The organism is Brevibacillus sp. SKDU10 (assembly GCF_001645205.1).
Taxonomy (GTDB): domain Bacteria; phylum Bacillota; class Bacilli; order Brevibacillales; family Brevibacillaceae; genus Brevibacillus_B; species Brevibacillus_B halotolerans.
The window spans coordinates 80,963-102,854 of sequence record NZ_LSSO01000169.1; the positions used below are offsets into that span (position 1 = coordinate 80,963).

Here is a 21,892-nt window from a genome sequence, read left to right on the forward strand (position 1 = left end):
TGTTTTGACAGCATCTATGGGCTGTTCGAGTGTGACGTCTTCTGCAAAAGCTAAGCCTGACCTACCTACTGAAGTGTATGGGAGTAAGCAGGGATTGAGACCTTTTTTTGAAAGTAAAACAAGGAGGAAAAATTCTGATTCAAGATTGTTTTATTAGGGTAAATAGAAAAGAACTCTGTATTTTCTGTTTTATATTTTGTCTAAGGATGGGAGAGACATGACTTTTCGCCGAAAACAATTGCTTGGCTACGGCTTGATTTTATTCTTATTACTGATTTTAGCTTCCCTGGTTATCTTTGCGATGAATAGTATTAATAATAACGTTGAAGAAATTGCGAATGACCGTTCTGTGAAAATCAAGCTAGTGAGTGATTTGCAAAGCAAATTTTTTCATATAGACCAAGAGCTTAGCTATATCATCACAGAGAATACTATTCAGCTCATCAATCAAAAAATCGAACAAATGAATCAGAAAATACTAGATACTAACTCCTTAATGACAGTGATCGGCATTAAAATTAATTCGGAGTCTGGACAGCAATTGTTAGCCCAAATTAAAGTTCACTATACAGATTATCTCACCTATCAAAAGCAGATTGTAGCGTATGTTAAGGCAGGAAATAAGGAAATGGCTAGAGGCATGTATGTGGGTGGAAAAGAAGAGACTCGCAAAAATGTTATGGAGTTAACGGAAGAATTTAAAAATCGCCAGCAGGAACTAATGGATCAAGCTGCTGACGAATCTGTGAGAACGTACCATAGCATGTTGCTCATCATCATTTTGAGTGTCGTACTTTGTTTAGCATTAGGAATCGGAATTGCAAGTTGGGCCATACGCAGTACCTCGCGTAGTCTTAGTCATATCTCCAGTACAATCTCAGGAATTGATTTTAAACAAGCTGAAAATGTACCGCGATTATCTGTTTTAACAAAAGATGAAATAGGGAATATTTGTGAATCATTCAACGAGATGGCGGCCTCCCTAGAGGAACATACGACTAAGGTAAAGGAATTTAATAAAAAGATAACAGAGCAAAGCTGGGTAAAGACCCAACAAGCTTATATGGCTAATCTAACGCAGGGGATTCAGGATTTTGAATCTCTAGGGCAAGAATTTATTTCAAAAATCGCTTGGATAATAGAAGCTTCTTACGGTGCTTTTTATCTAGCATTTGGAAAAGGGGGCGCCAAGGAATTTAAAAAGATTGCTTCATTTGCATCAAATGGGGAAGATGTGGGAGCTGCCAGCTTTCGTTTCGGTGAAGGTGTAGTAGGGCAATGCGCGCAAGAAAAGAGAATGCTCGCCTTAAAAGAAATGCCTGAGCAGTACATTACAATTAAGTCTGCTTTAGGGGAGGCTTATCCGAAACAAATTTTGATTGTTCCGGTCACCTTTGAGAACGAAACGGTTGCTGTGATCGAGATGGCTACCCTACGTTCGTTTTCCGAATTGCATATGCAGCTAATGGAAAATGTCACAAGTCACTTGGGGACTACTGTTAATCGAATTTTCGATCGCTTAGAGGTGGAGCGCCTTCTACGAGAATCGCAAGCAATGACAGAGGAGTTGCAGGCTCAATCGGAGGAGCTACAGACACAATCCGAAGAATTGCAGATGCAGACAGAGGAGCTTACTAGCATCAATGAAAGGCTAGAGGAGCAGAAGCAATATGCTGAAGAGAAGGCCCGAGAGCTGGAGCAAACAAAGATAGAGCTAGAGGAACAGACAGCAGCACTATTGAAAAGCTCTCAATACAAATCTGAATTTCTAGCTAATATGTCACATGAACTACGTACTCCATTAAATAGCATTTTAATCCTCTCAGAAATGCTCTCGGAGAATCTTAATGAGACGCTTACCGCGGAAGAGCAAGAATATGCACGTGTTATCAATTCCTCTGGTTCAGATTTACTTAACCTGATTAATGATATTTTAGATCTTTCCAAAGTGGAGGCAGGCAAGCTGGAGGTTGTCTTTGAAGAGGTAAATATCAGTGAATTGCCGATATTTATGGAAAGCCACTTTTCACACGTTGCGGCTCAGAAGAATCTTCATTTCCATATTGAAGTACATCCTGACGTACCCGATATTATGTACACCGATGAACAACGACTGCATCAAATCTTACGGAATTTACTTTCCAATGCCTTCAAATTTACGTCAAAAGGCTCCGTGACTCTGCAAATTAGAAGGGCAGACCCTTTGCAGGTCAATAAGATAATGCCAAAGGAGAAGTATACGGATTACTATTTGGAGATTTCCGTCACGGATACTGGTATTGGCATAGCCGAGGACAAGAGAGAACACATCTTTGAAGCCTTCCATCAAGCAGATGGTGCAACCAGCAGAAAGTATGGGGGAACAGGTCTAGGGTTATCCATCTGCCGAGAATTTGCACGTCTATTAGGTGGCTGCATTACCTTAGACAGTGAAGAGGGTTGCGGTAGTACCTTTACGCTATATATTCCAAATATGCAGGAAGGGATGACACAGGAACTGTTTTCGGTTCACACAGAAACGGCAGTAGCTCATATGGAAGGGGTTCACGCAGAGAACTCACAGCCTCCCGTTTTTGAAACGGAGGACTTACAGACATCCTTGAAGCAGGGTCAAGTAATGGTAGAGCAAGATCAAGTACTTTCTCCACAAGCACAAAAGGATAATCAGCAGGCACCAAGCTTGTTTAAGGGTAAGCGTGTCTTGGTTGTGGACGATGACAATCGAAATGTTTTTGCGCTCACAACCACTCTTGAACGAGAAGGGTTTAAGGTGATCGCCGCCAGTAACGGGAGAGAGTGTCTTGAAATACTAGAAAAGGATCAGTACATGGATATCATACTCATGGATATTATGATGCCAGAGATGGATGGATATGAAGCAATGCAGGCTATTCGCCAAAAAGCTGATATGAAAAATGTACCAATCATTGCCTTGACCGCAAAGGCTATGAAATATGATCGAGAAAAATGTTTGAAGGCTGGAGCATCCGATTACATCTGTAAGCCATTAAAGACGAGTCAACTGCTTTCAGTTATGCGTGTCTGGTTGGTGAAGTAGGTGTATTAAATAGATGGAGGACAGATCGATGACTTCTTTGACTGAGGCAAATGAATACCAGATTGATGAACGAGAAAGCATTGAAATCGATCTTCTTTTAGAAGGAATTTATCGGATGTATGGCTTTGATTATCGTGATTATGTCAGATCTTCAATAAGAAGGCGCATATGGAATCGTATGCTACAAGACAGGATTCCTACAGTTACCGCTCTTTTAGAGAAGGTACTTCACGATGCTAAATTTGTGGATAAATTGCTAAATGATTTCTCGATTAATGTAACGGAAATGTTTCGTGATCCTAGCTTTTTCTACGTTTTTCGTAAGAAGATAATACCTTTTCTTCACCAGCTTCCTGAAATTAGAATTTGGCACGCTGGCTGTTCAACGGGAGAAGAAGCATATTCTATGGCTATTCTAATTGAAGAAGAGAATCTGAGCCATAAGACTAAAATCTATGCGACAGATATGAATGAGGAAGTGTTGAAACGGGCCGAAAAGGGGACCTTTTCCTTAAAGAAGATGCAGAATTATACAAGGAATTATATACAGGCGGGTGGCAAAAAAGCCTTCAGTGAATATTATTCGACTGACTCTGAATTTGCGATCTTAAACCAATCCATCTTAAAAAACGTAACCTTTGCCCAACACAATTTAGTAACTGATTGTTCTTTTAACGAGTTCCATGTGGTGATTTGTCGGAATGTCCTGATTTACTTTAATACAGACCTACAGAGTCGTGTCTTCCAATTGTTTGATGAGAGCTTATCTACCAATGGCTTCTTTGGCTTAGGGAGTAAGGAATCGCTTTCTTTTGTAAAGGATATGAGCCATTATCAGGAGATTGAAGGAGTGCGGATATATCAAAAATGCAAGTAGAAACATAAAGGAAAGCGAACCTTCTGGATTACGGGAAGGTTCGCTTTTTATTGAAAGGAATCAGGAGGTATTATCCGATGTAATTATTTTAGAGGCTCACCTGTCAGCGCATCAATGAAGTAGGTATCTGACGGCTGACTTAGGATATAAACTAACCAAGGAGCAGGTGCCATTTGATCCTCGTATTGTGGCCATAGATAGCTAAGCTTCACTGGATGGGATGCGACAAAGGCTTTTTTCGCTTGGTCAGCAGTAATGATTTTTTTGCTGTCAGGCAGGGTTGCTTCTGTTTGGAGATCAAAATGGAAACCAATTATTTTTCCTGTAAGAGCATCTACCTGAACGGAGTATGCTTTGTCAGCTACAGGGATGTTTTGGTGTAGCTGGCTGAAGGTAAGATAATATTGGGGATGTTTCTCATTTTTTTTCAGCTTACTCTTGTCCACCCAATCAGGAATTTGCTTTGTATCCTGATCGTTTGAGAAAAGAGAATCAAGAGAAAGCTCTTTTACTTTCGAATCTGCATGCTTCTCTATAAATTGCAGGGCTGCTTTCTCGGCATCCGCAGGTGATAAGATTCCTTTTTTCCCTACATTGGAGCTGTCATGCATGTTCATTCTGATAACTTCTCCTGTTGCCTTATTTGCGTTCAGGTATATATAGATATTCTTATTATCATCGGTACCAGAACTCCAGGAATATTCTACGTAGGTTTTACCTGTATAAGAGTCTTTTTCCTCACGCTCGTCGTATTTCAGCTTGCTCAGATCAAGAGCAAATGCAGGCGATGACAAAAGCTTTTCTGCCTCAGCCTTAGATGTTACCTTCAAGGTTTCCCCTTTAGCGGAGATGGATACTTTTTTAGGAGTAAAGGGTTTAGTTGAATCCCATGTTTCCACAGGCTTACCTGTCTTGGCATCGATTATGTTGACTTGTGGGGGAGCGTATGCAATCACAGGTTTTGAGTTGGTTTTGGCTTGGTCATTAGAATAGTTGCTGATATAGAATACATTCATTTCTGTCAGCTTTTGAAGTGCTTCTTCTGCCTTTTCTTTACTCAAGGCTTCTTTTGGATCGGGAAATTTTTTATCGTCATAGACAATATCTGAATCCCTTAAGTAATAAGCGGTAATGTTACCCGATTTATCCACAGATACATGGACGCCGCTTGAAAGCAAAGGAATTCCGTTGTACAAGCGTTCAAATGCTACATTTCTATGCTTCCAATCCATTCTTTTTCCGTCTTCCGTTGTCATCCCACTTTGTGAGACGCCGATGTGCTCACTTACCTGTAATTTATCCAGCTCATTACCTAAAACGGTTTTGAGAAATTCAGTGGCTTTTTCCTTAGCTAGCTTTTCAGATGGCGGAGTATCTGATACCCATTCAGAATGATTAATATCAAGCTCTAGCAATCGACCAGATTTTTGATCAAAGGAAAGGAAGGCTTCTGGTTCTATTTTATCTTTAGAGGCTTTATCAGAGCCTTTATCGGAACGCTTAAGGAGATAGACCTGATACTTTCCAGTCTGTGTCTTATTATCACTATCAGGTCTATGAGATGCCACCGTAAATGTTTTTAGCTCGGGGATTGCTGTAAGTACCTTGTCAAGCGATTGCTTGATAGCTGTAGGCAAGTTAGCCTGTTCCTGTTTGGCAGTGGCTGGTGTCGTGCTTGCCGATGTGTCCGCTGCCCATACGGGTGTAACGGATAGCATGCTAACGGCAATAAAAGTAGCTAGCGCTGTATGAAGCTTCTTTGCTTTTCTCATAATGACCTCCTCATAGTGAATATCAGTAAAATGTTTCCAATATATATTGACGAGAATAAACAAGAAAAGTCACGCTTATCAGAAAAATATTTTTAAAAATGCTTGCAAGGAGGTTCATTCGTTAGCACGAATCATTAGCAGGCACATATCATCATGCTGATGCTCCCTAGCTTCAGGAGGTAAAATATTTTCTACCAGTTGTTCAGGAGTTAGGGGATGGTTGAAAAGCGCTGTCTTCATGATTTCTGTCCCATCATCTACGGTATTTTCCAGCATTTCTAATAGACCATCCGTGTATAATACCATTTGCATACTCTTCTCGTACGCAATAACCGTTTTTTGTACCTCAATTTCTGAAAAGAAACCGACGGCACAACTTCCTTTATCCAAATAATGAACCGATATATCGTCTACGATCATGATCCCCTTTGGATGTCCAGCATTGACGTATTCTACAGTCCTTTTTTCGGTATCAATGACTAGGTAAATGGCGGTGAAATAGTATTGAAGAAAGCGCTCTGTGCTGTTTAACTGATACATGTATCTGTTTAACTCCTGAATGACTTGTTCTGGGTCAGTAATTTTTGTAATGGTATCACGCAGAACGGATGAAATATACATACAAACCAGGGAAGCCGCAATTCCATGTCCCATCATATCTAATAGGATCACGCCATAGCGCTTTTCATCAATAGGTATCCAGGAATACATATCTCCAGCTAGTTCAAAGGTAGGCAGATATGCAGCGCTAATCTGAATCCGTTCATTATGGATTGGATGGCTTAACACGCTTCGTTGTACTTGTTTAGCAAGCTGAAGCTCACTTTGGATGACCTTATCGCGTTCTCGATGCCAGTCGCTTTCGTGCTTTAAACGCAAAGCAACACGAATACGCGCCATTAATTCAATTTTATTAATCGGCTTCATTACATAATCATTTGCACCTACGTTAAGAGCCTCTGCCATTTTAAACGAGTCACCCATAGCTGTAACAAAAATAATCGGGATATGCTTTAATTCATCATCTTGCTGAATGCGGCGACAGGCTTCAATGCCGTCTATTTCTGGCATCATGAGATCGAGCAATATGAGATCCACACTGCGATGGATTTTATGTGGCGCATCTATTTGCAGATAGTCAAAAAGCTCATAGGCTGAATGCAGGAGCTTAATATCTGTATATCCTTCACTGTTTAATATCTTTTCAATTATGGTGAGATTAATCGGATTGTCATCCACGACGAGAATGCTCATTACCTAATTCTCCTTTTTGTAAAGACAGGATATGTACTCGGTTAATCGTATCATAGCTAGATAGTGAGTGAGCGGCTACACGTCACTTACCTCTTTACCCGTAAACTATATTTTTGAAACAGACCCATGATAAAATTTTGTCTATCTTGTTTTGATACAATAGAAAAAAACATGGTGGCAAATAAACGGGAGCTACCAAAAAAAGTGGTGATGATAATGCTACATCTACATCAGGCAGAAGAGCTTCTGCAAAAATATTACGGTTATCCGGCCTTTCGAAAAGGACAGCAGCAGATTATTGAAAGTATTTTGACCGGGCACGACACGCTAGGAATCATGCCTACAGGCGGAGGGAAATCCATCTGTTATCAAATTCCCGCCTTACTGTTCGATGGAATTACACTCGTAATCTCTCCCTTAATCTCTTTAATGAAGGATCAGGTAGATGCCTTAGTTAGTATGGGTGTACCTGCTACTCAGATTAATAGCTCTCTTTCCTATCATGAGGTGCAGGAAAGAATGAGTGATGCTAGAGGGGGCAGGTACAAATTGGTTTATATTGCTCCAGAGCGACTTGAATCCGAACAGTTTCGGGAAATGATTCAGGAGATGCCTATTTCGTTATTAGCCGTGGATGAAGCGCATTGTGTCTCGCAGTGGGGGCATGATTTTCGACCCAGCTATCTAGCGGTTGCCAGCCTTGTACAGTCATTACGTTCACGGCCTATCGTGGTGGCTTTGACCGCAACGGCTACCCCTGAGGTAAAAGAGGACATTTGCCGGCTCCTTGCACTGCAAGAAGGTCAAGTATTCGTTACCGGGTTTGGCCGGGACAATTTAATACTGGCTGTACGAAGAGGTGAAGATAGGCGTTCATTTGTTTTTGACTACGTGACAGCAAATCATGGACAGGCTGGTATCATATATGCTTCTACTCGCAAAGAAGTAGAAAATCTCTATGAATTTTTACGCCAAAAGGGGCATCGTGTAGGCAAGTATCACGCAGGCCTATCCGAGGATGAGCGTATCAGCAATCAGGATGCTTTTCTATTTGATGACGTAAATGTCATGATTGCAACGAATGCATTTGGAATGGGGATTGATAAGTCCAATGTCAGATACGTCATTCATTACAATATGCCGAAAAATCTGGAGGCCTATTATCAGGAGGCTGGGCGTGCAGGACGTGATGGAGAACGTAGTGAATGCATCCTGCTGTTTCAGGCACAGGATATCCAAACGCAGAAATATTTTATTGAACAAAATGAACAAACGGATGAAAGAAAAGAGCAGGATTACAAAAAATTATATGCAATGAGTGACTATTGCCGAACCTCACGTTGCTTGCAGCAATACATCTTGGAGTATTTTGGTGATCCCCATGCCAAAGAGTGCGGTACCTGCGGAAATTGTACTGATGACGCAGAGTTAATAGATATTACGGTGGAGGCTCAGAAGATATTTTCATGTGTGAAACGAATGAAGGAACGTTTTGGAGCGGTTATGGTCGCACAGGTTCTTAGAGGCTCAACCAATAAAAAGGTGCTTCAATTCGGTTTTTCGGCACTGCCTACATACGGCATTATGAAAGACTACACAGAAAAAGAGATTGTAGAGATGATTCAGTGGCTGATTGCGGAAGGGTATATGAGCTTAACAGAAAGCCAATATCCGGTGGTTATGCTTGGGGAAAGAGCGGTGCGAGTGTTAAAAGGAGAAGAGCAGGTCTGGCATAAGCAACGCGCGAAGCCGATCAAGCGGCAGGAGGATAGTCAATTGTTTGATATCTTACGTCAGTTGCGCAAAACGATTGCCGAGCGAGAGGGATTGCCGCCTTATGTTATTTTTCATGATAGTACCTTGCGGGAAATGAGTGAAATTGTTCCCACTGATAAAGCTACCATGCTCACGATCAAGGGTGTGGGGGAAGCCAAGTGGGAAAAATATGGCGAAGAATTTATCGCATGTGTAACCGAGTATAGTCAGAAGGCATAGCTGGCAAATAGAGTGAATGATGTAGCAGGAAAGAGTGGGGAAAGCCTGAATTTGGCTCTCCCTACGTTTTTTGGAAGTGCAAGGATTGTTTTATTTGTTGGAAATAAAAACCTTCAATTTTTCCTGCTCATTTTTAGTTGTAACATTATTAATATTTCGGTAGTCTACTACTAGGACATTTTTTCACAATTTGATAAAAGGGAGATACTACATGCACTTACTTCAAAAAGCCTGCAAAGGTTTCCTAACAGCTATGCTTGGTTTTTCCTTTCTTGCAACCGGAGTAGCAACTCCTGCTTCTGTAGAAGCTGCAGAGAGCAAGAGTAATGATGTGAACGTCACGTTACTGGGCACATCTGATATTCACGGACGCTTCATGCCGTGGGATTATGGCTTAGATGGTCCTAATCTAACTGGAAGCATGACACAATTATTTACAATTATTAAACAAGTAAGAAAAGAAAACCCAAATACCATCTTATTGGATGCAGGTGATCTTATTCAGGATAACTCCGCGGAGCTATTTAATGATCAGCCGCAATCTCCAATGATGGTAGCCTTAAACGAAATGGGCTATGATGCTTGGGCATACGGAAATCATGAATTCAATTTTGGTTTAGACGTATTAGATAAAATCGGAAGCCAATTCACAGGCACGATGCTCGCAGGTAACATTTACAAAGAGAATGGCGAGCGCTTTATGCCTGCTTATAAAATCATCGAAAAAGACGGCGTTAAAATAGGAATTATCGGAATGAATACGCCAATGATTACAGAATTTGAAAAGGGCACTGACCATCTAAACGGGTTGATCGTTAAGAACCCTGTTGAAGAAACAAAGAAAGCAGTTAGCGAGTTAAAAGGGAAAGTAGATGTCATGATTGGTCTTATGCACATGGGGATTGAGAATGAGAATGGCATCCCAGGTACAGGTGTAGAGGACATTGCGAACGCTAACCCGGAATTAACCGCAATCTTTGCTGGTCATATGCACAAATTGGTGAAAAAAGAAGTCATTAATGGCGTTTTAATCACAGAACCTGATAAATATGGAACACACATCTCCCGCATTGATCTTTCCTTTACCAAACAGGGAGATAAAGTGGTTTTAAAAGAGAAAGAAGCAACTGCCATTCCGGTGAAGGCGGCGGATGGTACTTTTGTAAAATCTGACGCTGGGTTGGAAAAAACCTTGCAGCCGTTCCATGAATTCGCTCGTGCTGATGCTAACATCGTCGTTGCAGAATTAAAGGATGGCAATCTAGTACCGCGCGATGAAATCAAAGGTATTCCACAGGTGCAAGTACAAGCGACACCAATGGCTAACTTCTTTAATGAAGTAATGCTGTATTATAGCAAAGCGGATGTGGTTGCTCACCAGATCGATAATGACGATGTGAAGCTAGATGCAGGCCCGATCAAGAAAAAAGATATTGCCTATAGCTATCGCTATGCGGGCGGAGAGGTTACCGTTTATAAAATTACAGGTAAAGATTTGAAGGATTATATGGAATGGGCAGCAGGCTACTTTAACACAGCTCGCCCAGGTGATGTAACTCCAAGTTTTGATAAAAAACGCCGTGCTTCGAAATATAGCACGAATGATTTTTTTGGTAACGTGAAGTATGAAATTGATTTATCAAAACCAGCCGGTGAACGCATTACTGATTTACGCCGAATGGATGAAACCGCAATCAAACCAGAGGATACAGTTAAAATCGGTATGAACTCCTACCGTATGGAAGCTCTGCAAGCAAAAGGTGGGGCATTAGAAGGACGCAAATTCGACGTTCTTTGGTCTTCTAAACAAAATGATGCGTATGGAGAGACAGGCGGGACGATCCGCAACCTGTCTATGAAATATCTGCAAGAAGTGAAAAAAGGTGTTTACACGCCAAACAACGAGCAATACTGGAAGGTTACCGGCTTCGATGCGAAAGCTCCAGCGCGTGCAGATGTGGTAGAGCTTCTAAATGACGGCATTATGGAAGTCGCAAAAGATGGTAAGTACACAAACATAGCTTCTATTAATGTAAACGATGCTGTTACACCAGCCGAAATCGCAGAGCTTGCGAAAAAAGCGAATGTAAAAGCAGATCAATTTACTGGTGTAAAAACCAAAGGTGAGTTCTATCAAAAGCTAAACCAAGCTCGCAAGGCGTCTGAATCTGCAACGGATCAGTCCGCAAAAGAAGCTGAAAAACCAGCTCCTGCGGCTAAAGCGGAAGAACCAGCAGTAACAACGCCAGCGGAAAAAACAGTGGTTACTCCTGTTCAGCCAGCAAAACAACCAACAGTAGAGGCTCCTGTCAAAAAGCTGGAGCCGGCACAAGTGATTGCATCTGACAAGAAGCAGGCTAGAGTTACAGCATACTTTTTGAACCTGCGCACCAAGCCATTAGCGGGTTCTAAGATCATGGGAGCTGTACCGAAAAATACCGTTTTAGAGATTGTAGGTTCGCAAAAAGGCTGGTTGCAAGTCTCTTATCAGGGTAAGACCGCGTATGTTGATAGTGCCTTTGTAAAGGTACTACCGTAACCAGCTAAATGAAATCAATGCCGTAAAATATGATGTGCTAGGAAAGCAGTCCGATTATAAATCGGGCTGTTTTTTTATAGAGAGGGCCTTTCCAGCTATGATAGATGCCGTATCCAACTAGGGAATGAACACATAGAAATAAGGAGGTAAGTCAGAACTACCTGACAGCCAGAGGCTAGGAAGGAGGATGACATGTTAGAACCAAAACAAATAAGAACGGCTAAAGAACGGTTCATAATAAAAGCAAAGAACATAGCTGTTACAAAAGAAACACCGAAAACAAAATCGAGAATAAAAACAAAATCGAGAACAAAAACAAAGATCACAACAAAAACCAAACTGACAGGACGAATTGTTTTTCCGGGGGATGCTGATTATAATCGGGCACGTGCAGAGTATAATCGTCGATTCAATAAGTTTCCTAGAGTAATTGTGTTTTGTCAGTGTACAAAGGATATCATTAATGCAGTTAAGTGGGCCCGTGAAAGGAAGGTACCCATTCGTATCCGCAGTGGCCGACATAGCTATGAGGGGTTTTCCGCAGTTACCGGCGGAATTATTATCGACGTGAGTGAGATGAACAAGGTACATGTAGATCGTAAGCGTAATCTTGCTTACGTGCAGACTGGTGCACCGTTAGCAGAGGTCTATCAAAAATTATGGGAAAAAGGGGTAACCATTCCTGCCGGCACGGCGGCTGATGTGGGCGTGGCCGGACTCACATTAGGTGGGGGAATTGGACTGCTGTCACGTAAATATGGACTTACACTGGATCATTTGCAAGCAGTCAACATGGTGGTAGCTTCCGGGAAAAAAGGGGCAAAGCTGCTAAAAGCTACTCCACGCCAGCATGCTGATCTACTGTGGGCTTCCAAAGGTGGGGGAGGAGGCAATTTTGGTATTGCTAGTTCCTTTATATTCCGAGTTCGCCCAATTCAATCCGTATCGATCTACAGTATCAAGTGGAAGTGGAAGGACTTTATAAAGGTATTTGATAAATGGCAACACTGGGCACCAAGTGTAACCAATCGCTTAACATCTACCATTGAAATGTCTTCTAAGCAGGTAGGCACAATTGTTTCAACAGGGCAACTGTTAGGAACAGCAGAGGAGCTTAGAAGATTAATAAAGCCCCTCCTAAAAACGGGTTCACCGACAAAAGTTAAAGTTCGACAGGTTCCTTATATCGAGGCAGTTAAGTTCTTTGCCGAATCAGACGAGAATTTATTGCCAAAATTTAAAATAACAGGAGCCTACGCATATAAAAATCTGCCTATTAAAGGGATAAAGGTTTTACAGGAGTTTTTGGCAAACACCCCAAATCGCCATTCTACAGTGTGGTGTCAAAGCTTAGGGGGAGCTGTTGGCCGTGTCATGCCCTCGGAGACCGCCTATTTCCATCGAGGGGCCAGATATATATTTGAGCTTTCGGCTAGATGGAGAGACAATTCATTCCAGACAGCGAGTATACGATGGGTCAATCGCTTCAGAGAAGCACTTACTCCCTATGTCATTGGGGATTACGTGAATTTCCCCGATCTTCATATCAAAAATTGGCCACAGGCCTACTACGGAACCAATTTTGCCCGCTTAAAGAAGGTAAAGAAGAAGTACGATCCTCACAATGTATTTTGCTTCGCTCAGAGTATCCCTGTGTAAAGGGCTACGAGAAAAAAGTGAAATAAAGCAAGGAAGCTACGCTTTCCCGGAGATTTGTACTCCGGGTTTTTGCATTCCAGTAGTTTCCGAGAAAAAGATCAATTTACCTTGAAACTTTTCCTACATTCTGTCACGATTTTCGATATAATCATAGAGATGTAGATTTGAGTAAATCATCGGTGAAAGACCATTACGCAAGAAATCATTCTTTTTTTAATACAGCAAGCAAACAATTAACCATAAAACTAAAGGAGTTAATCATGAGTATTTTAACCGTACAAGGTCTAAGCCATGGTTTTGGCGACCGTGCTATTTTTAATGACGTTTCCTTCCGTTTATTAAAAGGGGAACATATCGGTTTAATCGGTGCTAATGGCGAAGGAAAATCTACCTTCATGAACATTATCACGGGAAAGCTAGAGCCGGATGAGGGGAAAATCGAATGGGCGAAGAATGTGCGCGTGGGCTATTTGGATCAGCATGCCGTACTGCAACGCGGCATGACGATTCGCGATGTGCTGCGTGGAGCGTTTCAATATCTTTTTGACATGGAAGCTGAGATGAATGCTATCTGTGACAAAATGGCCGATGCGACTCCAGAAGAGCTAGAGCAACTGCTTGAAGATATGGGAACCATTCAGGATACGTTAACTAACAATGATTTTTATGTGATTGACGCTAAAATAGATGAGATTGCCCGCGGGCTAGGTCTGGAAGACATTGGTTTGGAACGAGATGTACAAGATTTAAGCGGCGGACAACGTACCAAGGTTCTGCTTGCCAAACTGCTTTTAGAGAAACCAGACATCCTTCTATTGGACGAGCCTACCAACTATTTGGATGAGCAGCATATTGAATGGTTAAAACGCTACTTAAACGAGTATGAGAATGCCTTTATTTTGATTTCGCATGACATTCCATTCTTAAATAGCGTTATTAACCTGATTTATCATATGTCCAATCAAGAGCTGGGCAGGTATGTTGGGGATTATGATAACTTCATGCAAATCTATGAGGCGAAAAAGGCACAGCTTGAATCTGCTTATAAACGCCAGCAACAGGAAATTTCTGAGCTTAAGGATTTCGTAGCACGTAACAAGGCACGTGTATCCACGCGAAATATGGCGATGTCTCGTCAGAAGAAGCTGGATAAGATGGAAGTGATTGAGCTTGCTAAGGAAAAACCAAAGCCAGAGTTTAACTTCAAGGAATCTCGTGCTTCCGGCAAAGTGATTTTGGAAGCAAAGAATTTGGTTATCGGGTATGACGAGCCATTGTCCCGCCCGCTTGATTTGTATATGGAGCGCGGACAAAAAATTGCCTTAGTAGGTGCAAACGGCATTGGTAAAACAACCTTAATGCGCAGTATTTTAGGGCAAATTAAGCCAATCTCCGGTGATGTACGCATGGGTGATTACCTGAATATCGGTTATTTTGAACAGGAGATGAAAGGAAGCAATCCTAATACGTGTATTGAAGAAACGTGGCAGGAATTCCCGTCATTCACTCAGTTTGAAGTGCGTGCAGCGTTAGCAAAATGTGGACTGACAACCAAGCATATCGAAAGTAAGATTGATGTGTTGAGCGGGGGAGAAAAGGCGAAGGTACGCCTATGTAAGCTAATTAACCGCGAAACCAATTTACTTGTACTAGACGAGCCTACGAATCACTTGGATGTTGAGGCCAAGGATGAATTAAAACGCGCCTTGAAAGCGTACAAGGGCAGTATCCTCATCATATGTCACGAACCAGAGTTCTATCAGGATGTTGTGACTGATGTATGGAATTGTGAATCCTGGACGACTAAAGTATTCTAAGCTTGCGCGAGATCAAACTATCATAATAATGGTTCCATAAAAGAGAAGCACTCTAAACCTAGCTTTTGCTGGTTTAGGGTGCTTCTTCTGTTAGTAAAACGCTTTTTTTCTCAGAAATCCCTTTGCTGTCCGTGACGTGCCATTGCTATGATTGTGACTTGACCTCATGCCTAATTTACTTTGGAAAAATCGCCGTTACTTTAAAGTAGTCACCATCAATATCGATGTGCAATTCCCCACCCTGCAGATCCATAATACTCTTGGCTATGGCAAGCCCCAGTCCGGAGCCTTCTGTATGGCGGGATTGATCTCCGCGCTTGAAACGCTCAAATAACTCGTTTACTTCAAAGTTAATTTCGTAGGCAGAGACATTCTTGATCGTAAACAGCACGCGATCTGCTTCCTCGTGCAGGGAGAGGTAAACACGAGTATTGGGCAAGGAATACTTAATCGCGTTGCTAATGAGGTTTTCGAATACACGCCAGGTCTTTTTCCCATCCACATGCATAAGTATTTTAGGCTGATCAACATGGAGGCGGAAGGTTAGTCCTGAAGCAGGTATCTTATCAGTAAACTCAGCCAGTGCTTGGTTTAGGAGAGCGACAATATCTACCTGCTCTACACGCATCTCGACAGCACCACTCGCGACTTTGGATGCCTCAATCAAATCATCAATCAGCACCTTTAAACGATGGGTTTTTTTGTCCAATATGTTAAGGTATTCTTTTGATTCCTCAGGAGTCAGTGTGTCTTGTTTCAAAAGTCCGACATAATTCATAATCGAGGTAAGCGGTGTACGCAGATCATGCGAGACATTGGTGATCAGCTCCGTCTTTAACTTTTCGCTTTTCATCTGACTATCCAGCGATTTTTTTAAGCCCTCCCGCATATTATTGAGATTCTGGACCAGTTCTTTAAAGTTTCCAGCCTTTGGCTCCTCGATATGCAGGCTAAGCTGTCCTGCTGCTATATATTTTGTAGCTTTCATAATTTTGTTTAGGGTACCTATTCTACGTAGGGTAAGGGGCACTACAAAGAGAAGGTAAAACATGCTGTAAAAGAAGCCCCAGATAACAGGAATACTACGGATATCAACCATCCCCCAGATTCCCCAGAAAATTAACAGACAGCTAAAACCAAACCCGGCGGACAAAATAGCTAATAGGACGACTTTAAACAATAAGCTTTTGTATAACGTGCTTTCTTGAAAGAGGATTTTTAGCTGATGCAAAAAACTTTTTTGCCATTGAAGCTGAAGCTGTTCCCGATTATTCAAAAGGTACCAAGCTTCGTATATATGCAAGGTGATATAGGCAAACAGTAGTGCAAAGCCGGTTAATACAAGAACATGTACGATGCCAAGCTGTAAATAGAAAAAGGATGTTTGATTCAAGGAAATGATTGTAGTTATGCAAATAATGGCCAATAAGAAAATCCGAATATCAATCGGTATAACGCGGAGTACTCGTGCCATTTTTCCTAAGAGTAAGACAGCTATACTCTTTTGTTTGAATAAATAGATGCCAATCGAAATGATTCCTATCAGACTAACCAAACCTACTAGGCACTCGTTAATCAATCGATCTCTAATTGCTAAAAAGTGCGTATAGCATTTAAGTTCCAGATTTTCTTCATTTAGGGTAAGAGGAACTATGACATACCCCCACCAGTCCAAACGTTTGAAAAGATCATTAATGTCTTCAAGATTATCAGGTGGATTTAACATTGGGAATCTTGCATAGAATAGTGTTCTTGTTTTTAATTCTTCTTCAGTTGGAAAATTATCTATGTTTTTATAAACATCTTTCGTTTGTTGATTTTGAATATAGTAGTGAAAGGTATTATCTAGTATAGAAAGTCTAAACTCGATCCTTTTAAATGCTTTACCTTGTTCATCAAACGGTTTTTTTTTGTAATCTTTAAAAACTACAAATCTTCGTTCCAATAAATTTGAAAATCGATCCACATCTCTTCCAAAGTCATTGGTAGTAAAGTAATAGTCCTTGCTTAATTGCGGTATGTTATTCAGAACATCTATCGTAGCTAGGAATAGTAAAGCCAGCAGATAAAAGCTTACAACAAGAGCAACTAAGGGGATAAATTTACCCTTCGATTTTGTATCCAATGCCCCACACCACCTTTAAATATTTGGGCTCTTTTGGGTTGATTTCAATTTTTTCGCGAATTCTTCGGACATGAACAGCCACTGTATTTTCCGCATTGTAATAAGGCTCCTTCCACACTTTTTCATAAATTTCCTCAATAGAAAATACGTGGCCTTTATTGACCATTAGTAGCTCAAGAATTTTATACTCCGTTGCGGTCAAACGAACTTCTTCACCATCTACCGTTACGGTTTTCGCATTCGTATTGAGGGTCAAACCGCCGACTGTCGTTTCGCCCTCGCGTACCTTGTAATTGCCTAGATTGGTATATCTGCGCAATTGGGATTTCACACGGGCAATTCAATAGGATTGAACGGCTTCGTGATGTAATCATCTGCGCCTACATTAAGACCTAGCACGATATCGGTATCCTCAGATTTGGCTGAGAGCATAATGATAGGAATATTCTTTGTTTCTCTGATGGTAAAGGTAGCTTTAATCCCATCCATAATCGGCATCATAATATCTAGTAGGATAAGATGAATCTCTTCTTTTTCCAGAATCTCTAATGCTTCCGCACCGTTCCTCGCTTGAAAGACGGCGATATCCTCATTGCGCAAATAAATTTTGATAGCTTCTCTGATTTCTGCTTCGTCATCTACGACTAGTACTTGATATTTTGGCATCTGTTATCCACCTTTTCTTCACGTTCCTTTCATTGTGTCATAGGCTTATCTTACAAACAACTTGTTACAAATAATGAAATGGAAATCTTACAAAAGTCTTAAGATGTAGCAAGTCCTGCTGCTCAAACAACGAAAGCCCCCTTCACTAATGTGTAAAGGGGGAGCTGAAACATCTATTAATGGCTGATTTGCCAAGGCCGTTTGGCAGGAGCTGGAGCAGGTACACCTGTCGGAAAGTGAGAAGGGTAGGAGTGTCTGCATGAGTGTGTGGCCGAATGTTCACGGCGTACGACCTTGGGGGTGGCACTTTGTTCAATACGCTGGCGTAATGCGCCGGAGGAAGTGATTAACCCGGGTGGAGTGTACAATCTAACGGCGTCCTTTGTGCAAAACGGACAATCAATGATTTCGGTAGCATGCTTCATGCTCATTGTCTCTTCAAATGGGCCGCAATCCTGACAGTGAAAGACGTAGGTTGGCATTAATAGCTCCTTTCTTTTGAATCACGCATGAGCGATCAACACGATTATTTTGGTAAAATATCTCGATCAAAAATGGAGGTGGGAAGCCACAGTGTGCAACAAGCATTGGGTACATCGACTATACCGCTAATTCTGCCTTCAACGGGCGCTGTGCTTAATAACATGTAAGCTTGTTCCCCGGTATAGCCCATCGTTGTTTTTAGATATTCAATTGCATTGAGGCAGGCACGGCGATAAGCAAGATGTGCATCCAAATAATATTGCTCACCAGTCGATTCATGCACGGAAATCCCTTCAAAAACCAAAAACTCAGAATAATGGGGATCAACGGGACCTGGCTTAAACACTGGGTTTTCCGTGATTTTATACTTGGCCATTCCTCCTTTAATCAAATCAACGTGCAGATCAATCCAGCCTGCCATTTCGATTCCGCCGCAGAACGATATTTCTCCATCGCCTTGTGAGAAATGCAGGTCACCAACTGAAAGCTTAGCTCCATCCGTAAAGACGGGGAAATAGATTCGCGTTCCTTTCGAAAGGTTTTTAATATCGCAGTTGCCCCCATTTTCACGCGGAGGTACTGTACGAGCGGCTTCTTTGGCAATTCGGTCAAATTCAGCTCCTTTTAGACGACCCAGGATGGCACTATCCGGGTTGGGAAGATTAGCGTAGGCAGCGTTCTTTACGGGGGCATTTGCTATGACCACTGATTCACGCTTGTTCCATTTGTCTAAAAGCTGAGGAGAAGGGGCTGTACCAATTAGGCCAGGATGAAGGATGCCAGCGAATTTGACGCCGGGAATATGACGAGAGCTTGCATAGATCCCATGAAAATCCCAGATGGATTTAGCTGCTTTTGGGTAATGCTCAGTTAGAAATCCACCGCCATTCTCTTGGGCAAATATACCGTTGAAGCCCCACTCTGATCCTTGAATGGCTCCAATATCTAAAATATCGACGACTAATAAATCACCGGGCTTTGCCCCATTAACCCAAACTGGACCACTCAACACATGAATACGGTTGAGATTTACATCTCGAATATCACTGGGGTCGTCATTATTTAAGATTTGCCCATCAGTCCAGTCTTTGCACTCCATTCGAAAGACTGCTCCAGGATTTACAGAAACAGTGGCGGGAATGTCTGGATGCCAACGATTATGACCAGGAGTGACCTGATCCTCCATAGGCTTGTTCAGATCTACTTGAAATAAAACCTCCGGCATAGAAGACCTCCTTTTGCTGTATAGCCTTGTTATCCATTCCTATGTGGACAAGGATAAAATCATTACTGATTGAATGAAATGGTTTCTTGTTTGGATATGTTGGTAGATAGAGGTACAATAAGAGCTAACCAAAAGACTAGAGATTATAGGGGATACGCGATGAATAATATTTTTAAGATATTCAAAAGAGACGTGAAAAAAATTGCAACGAATTGGGCTGCTGCCATTATTATTTGTGGACTTGTTTTCTTACCGTCTCTTTATGCGTGGTTTAACATTAAGGCTTCTTGGGACCCGTATGGACAAACGAGCGGTATTAAGATTGCTGTGTCTAATCTGGATAAGGGAGCAGAACTGCGCGGGAACAAGCTTAATATTGGAGAAGAGATCATTACCTCGTTACAAGAGAATAAAAAGATAGGCTGGGTATTCACCGATGCGGATAATGCCCTAAGAGGAGTAGAGCATGGTGATTATTACGCGAGTATCACCATACCTGCTAATTTTTCAGAACGAATCGCAACAGTGCTATCCAAAAATCCGCAAAAGGCGGAAATTATCTATAACGTAAATGAAAAAATCAACGCTATCTCACCCAAAATTACGGCTAAAGGCGCAAGTGGTGTAACGGAGGAGGTCAATCGCAATTTTATCAAGACAGCCAACGGCACCATTTTCCGGATCTTTAACGAGATTGGCATTCAGTTAGAGAGCGAGCTACCAACGATTAGACGATTAATTGAACTTGTGTATAAAGTAGAAGCCTCCTTCCCGGAAGTGCATAAAGTGATTTCTACAGCAAGTGTCGATTTGAAAAAAGCGGATGATATCTTAAAGAAGGCGCAAAATAATCTGCCGGTAGTGACGCAGCTTGCGCAAGATGCCGAAAAGCTTTCTGTTCACGTAGGCGAGTTCTTGGATCACAGTGCAGATGCTATCGGAACGCTGACACCTACCATCAAAGAGAACTTACTTTTGATTCAACAAACCGCTGTGCTAAGCGAAAAGCTGCTAGGCATACTGCAAGACGTAAGCTTTGTGCCAAGCTTGGCTAAAGTAGAGCTTGATCGTACTGCTGAACGCTTGGACAGAGCAATTAGCGTTACCAATCGTTTGATAGGAGTGTTTGAGCCGCTATCCAATCTGACTGGGAAACGACTGCATTTTGTTACGGATAAGCTTAAAGGTATAAAATCGACTTTTGAAAAGCAGCAGATGATTGTCACCTCCATAGCAGATGCGCTTGATCGTGGTGAAAGGCCGGCTCAACAGCTAGTGGATCAGTTTATACAGCTCTCAAGAAATACCTCTCAGGCGATTGATGATCTTCTCAATCGATTTGATACGCAGATTGAACCGCTTATCATGGAAGGCATCGAAAAGGCGAAACAGGATGCCAATCAAGCAAGAGCGGTGATCAAGGATGCAATTACCAGCATACCGGATGTGCAACAGATTTTACAGGATGCCGCGAAGGGACTTTCTTTGGGAAGTAAGGATTTATTGCTGCTTCAAAAAAATCTTCCTGAGATAGAAGCAAAAATTAAAGATGTAGCCAAGCGGATACGAGCCTTAGAAAAAGAGGGCAACTTAGAAGAAGTAATTGATCTGTTGAAGAGAAATGCAGAGAAAGAAAGCCAGTTTTTCGCAGAACCCGTTATTTTAAAAGAAAATCGGATGTTCCCGATTCCGAATTACGGTTCAGCAATGTCGCCGTTTTTTACCACATTATCCCTGTGGGTGGGTGCCTTGCTTCTTGTTTCATTATTAAGCGTAGAGGTTCATGATGAGAAGCATGTCTTTAAAAGCTACGAGGTCTATTTTGGCAGGTATCTGACCTTTGGCATATTAGCTATGCTCCAGTCTGTTATGGTCACGATGGGGGATATCTATATATTAGGAGCCTATGTAGCAGATAAAATGTGGTTTGTTTTATTTGGTTTAATCATTAGCGCGGTGTTCATGCTGATTGTTTATACGCTTGTCTCTGTTTTTGGAAATGTAGGGAAGGCGATGGCAATTGTGCTTCTGGTGCTCCAGCTTGCTGGCTCTGGAGGGACATTCCCGATTCAGGTTACACCTCCATTTTTTCAAGCGATCTATCCATTTTTACCCTTTACGTATGCTATTAGCATGATGCGAGAAGCGGTTGGTGGCATTCTTTGGGATATTATCAACAGAGATATCATAATGATGACTGTCTATGCTGGAATTGCTTTGATCATCGGATTGGCTTTAAAGAAATTCATAAACCGATCATCAGCTAAATTAGTGAAAAAAGCTAAGGAAAGTCAACTGATTCATTAGTACAACCTAGCCAAGATGATTCAGTATGTTTCTCAACCAAATGAAAGACCGTTCCCCAGCCTGCGGGAACGGTCTTTTACAAATCATTTATGAGTATAATGAATCATATCTCACA

General features: G+C 41.7%; 12 protein-coding genes and 1 pseudogene. 7 read left to right on the top strand and 6 right to left on the bottom strand.

Annotated features, from left to right (window positions below; genetic code table 11):
- Positions 1 to 217: 217 nt before the first annotated feature.
- Both AYJ08_RS14530 and AYJ08_RS14535 read left to right on the top strand, forming a co-directional pair.
- On the top strand, positions 218 to 3,058 hold the full coding sequence (locus tag AYJ08_RS14530) for a sensor histidine kinase (RefSeq protein WP_064018326.1): 2,841 nt from the start codon (positions 218 to 220) through the stop codon (positions 3,056 to 3,058).
- Positions 3,059 to 3,086: 28 nt separating this feature from the next.
- Positions 3,087 to 3,935 (top strand): CheR family methyltransferase, encoded by an 849-nt coding sequence (locus tag AYJ08_RS14535; protein WP_064018327.1) that lies wholly within the window; start codon positions 3,087 to 3,089, stop codon positions 3,933 to 3,935.
- An 83-nt stretch (positions 3,936 to 4,018) separates the two neighbouring features.
- On the opposite strand, the gene AYJ08_RS14540 is transcribed toward AYJ08_RS14535, so the two are convergent.
- Together AYJ08_RS14540 and AYJ08_RS14545 are read right to left on the bottom strand one after the other, a co-directional pair.
- The gene (locus AYJ08_RS14540; protein ID WP_064018328.1) at positions 4,019 to 5,707 is read right to left on the bottom strand and encodes a YcdB/YcdC domain-containing protein; all 1,689 of its coding nucleotides are present in this window, start codon (positions 5,705 to 5,707) and stop codon (positions 4,019 to 4,021) included.
- Positions 5,708 to 5,821: 114 nt separating this feature from the next.
- The gene (locus AYJ08_RS14545; protein WP_064018329.1) at positions 5,822 to 6,961 is read right to left on the bottom strand and encodes a PP2C family protein-serine/threonine phosphatase; all 1,140 of its coding nucleotides are present in this window, start codon (positions 6,959 to 6,961) and stop codon (positions 5,822 to 5,824) included.
- Positions 6,962 to 7,177: 216 nt separating this feature from the next.
- Between AYJ08_RS14545 and recQ the strand changes: the two genes are divergently transcribed.
- The 4 genes from recQ (at position 7,178) to AYJ08_RS14565 (ending at position 14,971) form a co-directional block, all read left to right on the top strand.
- Complete coding sequence (gene recQ, locus AYJ08_RS14550; RefSeq protein ID WP_064018330.1) at positions 7,178 to 8,956, top strand: DNA helicase RecQ; 1,779 nt, start codon at positions 7,178 to 7,180, stop codon at positions 8,954 to 8,956.
- A gap of 211 nt (positions 8,957 to 9,167) precedes the next feature.
- On the top strand, positions 9,168 to 11,495 hold the full coding sequence (locus AYJ08_RS14555; protein ID WP_064018331.1) for a 5'-nucleotidase C-terminal domain-containing protein: 2,328 nt from the start codon (positions 9,168 to 9,170) through the stop codon (positions 11,493 to 11,495).
- A gap of 192 nt (positions 11,496 to 11,687) precedes the next feature.
- Positions 11,688 to 13,154, top strand: a complete 1,467-nt coding sequence (locus AYJ08_RS14560; RefSeq protein WP_064018332.1) for an FAD-binding oxidoreductase — start codon at positions 11,688 to 11,690, stop codon at positions 13,152 to 13,154.
- 260 nt (positions 13,155 to 13,414) lie between these two features.
- Complete coding sequence (locus AYJ08_RS14565; RefSeq protein ID WP_064018333.1) at positions 13,415 to 14,971, top strand: ABC-F family ATP-binding cassette domain-containing protein; 1,557 nt, start codon at positions 13,415 to 13,417, stop codon at positions 14,969 to 14,971.
- Between the two features lie 175 nt (positions 14,972 to 15,146).
- Here AYJ08_RS14565 and AYJ08_RS14570 read toward each other — a convergent pair whose 3' ends face one another.
- From AYJ08_RS14570 to fmdA, 4 genes and pseudogenes are all read right to left on the bottom strand, one after another.
- Positions 15,147 to 17,096: a sensor histidine kinase gene (locus AYJ08_RS14570; RefSeq protein ID WP_064018334.1), complete on the bottom strand. Its 1,950-nt coding sequence runs from the start codon at positions 17,094 to 17,096 to the stop codon at positions 15,147 to 15,149.
- Positions 17,074 to 17,762 (bottom strand): annotated as a pseudogene (locus tag AYJ08_RS14575) (response regulator transcription factor). Before AYJ08_RS14575 ends, AYJ08_RS14570 begins: the two are co-directional and overlap by 23 nt.
- A 176-nt stretch (positions 17,763 to 17,938) precedes the next feature.
- A complete protein-coding gene (locus AYJ08_RS23065) occupies positions 17,939 to 18,244 on the bottom strand; it encodes an FmdB family zinc ribbon protein (RefSeq protein ID WP_082890968.1) in 306 nt (101 codons plus the stop codon).
- 44 nt (positions 18,245 to 18,288) lie between these two features.
- On the bottom strand, positions 18,289 to 19,470 hold the full coding sequence (gene fmdA, locus AYJ08_RS14580; protein WP_064018335.1) for a formamidase: 1,182 nt from the start codon (positions 19,468 to 19,470) through the stop codon (positions 18,289 to 18,291).
- A 159-nt stretch (positions 19,471 to 19,629) separates the two neighbouring features.
- Between fmdA and AYJ08_RS14585 the strand changes: the two genes are divergently transcribed.
- On the top strand, positions 19,630 to 21,777 hold the full coding sequence (locus AYJ08_RS14585) for a YhgE/Pip domain-containing protein (RefSeq protein ID WP_064018336.1): 2,148 nt from the start codon (positions 19,630 to 19,632) through the stop codon (positions 21,775 to 21,777).
- Positions 21,778 to 21,892 lie beyond the last annotated feature (115 nt).

Bases quoted from the DNA above. Each gene is read 5' to 3' on its own strand.
- AYJ08_RS14530 (WP_064018326.1), top strand. From the start codon at position 218: ATGACTTTTCGCCGAAAACAATTGCTTGGCTACGGCTTGATTTTATTC.
- AYJ08_RS14535 (WP_064018327.1), top strand. From the start codon at position 3,087: ATGACTTCTTTGACTGAGGCAAATGAATACCAGATTGATGAACGAGAA.
- AYJ08_RS14540 (WP_064018328.1), bottom strand. From the start codon at position 5,707: ATGAGAAAAGCAAAGAAGCTTCATACAGCGCTAGCTACTTTTATTGCC.
- AYJ08_RS14545 (WP_064018329.1), bottom strand. From the start codon at position 6,961: ATGAGCATTCTCGTCGTGGATGACAATCCGATTAATCTCACCATAATT.
- recQ (WP_064018330.1), top strand. From the start codon at position 7,178: ATGCTACATCTACATCAGGCAGAAGAGCTTCTGCAAAAATATTACGGT.
- AYJ08_RS14555 (WP_064018331.1), top strand. From the start codon at position 9,168: ATGCACTTACTTCAAAAAGCCTGCAAAGGTTTCCTAACAGCTATGCTT.
- AYJ08_RS14560 (WP_064018332.1), top strand. From the start codon at position 11,688: ATGTTAGAACCAAAACAAATAAGAACGGCTAAAGAACGGTTCATAATA.
- AYJ08_RS14565 (WP_064018333.1), top strand. From the start codon at position 13,415: ATGAGTATTTTAACCGTACAAGGTCTAAGCCATGGTTTTGGCGACCGT.
- AYJ08_RS23065 (WP_082890968.1), bottom strand. From the start codon at position 18,244: ATGCCAACCTACGTCTTTCACTGTCAGGATTGCGGCCCATTTGAAGAG.
- fmdA (WP_064018335.1), bottom strand. From the start codon at position 19,470: ATGCCGGAGGTTTTATTTCAAGTAGATCTGAACAAGCCTATGGAGGAT.
- AYJ08_RS14585 (WP_064018336.1), top strand. From the start codon at position 19,630: ATGAATAATATTTTTAAGATATTCAAAAGAGACGTGAAAAAAATTGCA.